The organism is Lactobacillus sp. N54.MGS-719 (genome assembly GCF_000980505.1).
Taxonomy (GTDB): domain Bacteria; phylum Bacillota; class Bacilli; order Lactobacillales; family Lactobacillaceae; genus Lactobacillus; species Lactobacillus amylovorus.
Genome location: NZ_LARO01000101.1, coordinates 1 through 1,409 on the forward strand (window position 1 = coordinate 1; position 1,409 = coordinate 1,409).

1 protein-coding gene is annotated in these 1,409 nt (G+C 44.2%); it reads left to right on the forward strand.

Annotation, left to right across the window (positions count from 1 at the left end):
- Positions 1-258: 258 nt before the first annotated feature.
- On the forward strand, positions 259-1,409 hold a 1,151-nt coding region (locus WS44_RS09265), incomplete at its 3' end, for an IS110 family transposase (RefSeq protein ID WP_046434093.1).

The following is a 1,409-nucleotide window of genomic DNA, read 5'->3' on the forward strand; positions in this document are numbered from 1 at the left end:
AAACATACTAATCTAGTGTTGGATGATTACTCGACGGAGTAGTCGTTCAACACTTTTTCTTTTACTATGTAAAGTGGAGATGAAGCCAATGCCGTGACTGCTTTGGACACATGATGTCGTAAACAAAACTGGCAGCTTCACCATTCAATTGTGAATCTCGTCTAAGTATGTTGGCTGTTAAAGTCCTGTTGAGAAAATTAGATCTGATTGGATTAGATGGAGGCAGCTCATCTCCAAGTAAAGCGGAGGTTTATTCTTATGGATTTATTGAAAACTGTTTTTGGTATTGATGTTAGCAGCCGGAAGTCTAACGTATGCATTATGGTCAATGGCCAAAAAGTTGATGACTATGCCATCTCCAACGATATGGTAGGCTTCAATCAGTTGCTAGATGACCTTAAGCAGGTTACTAAACCGCAGATTATCTTTGAAGCAACTGGTGTCTATTCCAGAAGACTCCAGGCGTTTTTGGACATGCACGAATTGCGCTATGTCATGATGAACCCGCTGGAAGCCAAAAGAAAGACAAAGGATGACCTGCACCAGAACAAGACCGATAAGCTTGATGCCTTGTACCTTGCCAAGCTGCAGTCTGAGCACCCGCAACGGCTGGCCTACGTTCAAAGCAAAGAATATCAAGAATTGATGGCCAATAACCGCATCTATGAGCAGGCTTCGCACGATCTGATAACCAACAGGAATAGACTGCACAAAGCCATTCAGCTCACTTTCCCAGAGATTGAGCACTTAATGGTTAACCCGAGAGGGAAAAACTACTGGAGTATTGTTCTCAGATTCCCACACCCTGATATCGTATTAGAAACAAAAGAAGCCGATATCATCGACTTCTTAAAAGGCTTATCTGGTATTGGTAAAAAGCGCGCTAACGACATAATGCAAAGTCTTATTCGTTTGGCTAAAGTCGCATGCCCAGCTGTCAAAAAGGACAGTGCACATATTCGTGGCCTCGAAATGGCCATTAACAATATTCTGAGCGCTGAAGAGGCGTGCCAGACAGCTTTAAAGGAGATGACCAAGCTCGCTCCCAAGCGGGATCTGGAGATCCTCACAAGCATTCCAGGCATCGGCGAAAATACCGCTCTAAGAATCATTAGTGAGCTTGGGGATATCAGACGTTTTAACAACCCTAGCCAATTAAATGCCTTCGTTGGCGTTGACCCTCAAGTTTATGAATCTGGCAACCTCACGGCCCACCTGTCAATTTCAAAGCGTGGGACAGCTATCGGCAGAAAGGTGCTGTACTTGGCAATCAACCAAATTCAGTCGGCTAAGAAAGCGGGAAACCCTTCTCATATTGCGGATTATTACGAGAAACGAAAACGGTCTTCTGAGACTGCAAGTCACAAGAAGGCCGCTATCGCATCGATCCATAAATTATTACGGACGAT